Origin of the sequence: Idiomarina aminovorans (assembly GCF_023155095.1) — a bacterium.
Classification (GTDB): Bacteria; Pseudomonadota; Gammaproteobacteria; order Enterobacterales; family Alteromonadaceae; genus Idiomarina; species Idiomarina aminovorans.
On record NZ_JAKNDA010000018.1, the window covers coordinates 1 to 758 of the forward strand.

General features: G+C 54.2%; 1 protein-coding gene. It reads left to right on the forward strand.

What is annotated here, in order from left to right:
- Positions 1-758: Ig-like domain-containing protein (locus tag L8G48_RS13300; RefSeq protein ID WP_248265087.1), on the forward strand; the 758-nt coding region annotated here is incomplete at both ends.

Here is a 758-nt window from a genome sequence, read left to right on the forward strand (position 1 = left end):
GAATACAACACCGTTGTAAATGCTGACGGCACCTGGAGCGTGGATGTTGCCGGCAGCGATTTAGCTGCAGATACTGAATTTGATGTGGTGGTTAACTCCAGCGACGAGGCCGGTAATACGGTTAATAGTACCGCGACCTCAACGCACACCGTCGATACCAGCGCACCCGGTGATGGCACCGACGGCAACAACAGCATCGCGTTCGGTGATGAGCTGATTAATAGTGATGAACAAAGTGACATCGGCTTCACCGGTCAGGTGGAAGACGGTGCGACGATCAACAGCATCGTTATCAGCGACGGGCAGGGTGGCAGCGTCACGGTCGATGCGAACGACATTGACGTTGATGATGCGGGTAACGTTACCGTTTCGGGACAAGATCTGAGTACGCTGACCGACGGTGAATTAACCGTGACCATGACGGTGACCGATGAAGCCGGAAACGAGGGCAGCGTAACCGACAACGCAACCTTAGACACCAGTGCCGAGCAGGGTAACGTCAATGTGAATAACATCACCAGCGATGATGTGATCAACGCGGAAGAAGCAGGGCAAACGATCGCCGTTACCGGTACAGCCGAAGGCGGAGACATCGCTGCGGGTGACAGCGTTACCATGACCATCAACGGCACCGAATACAACACCGTTGTAAATGCTGACGGCACCTGGAGCGTGGATGTTGCCGGCAGCGATTTAGCTGCAGATACTGAATTTGATGTGGTGGTTAACTCCAGCGACGAGGCCGGTAATACGGTTAA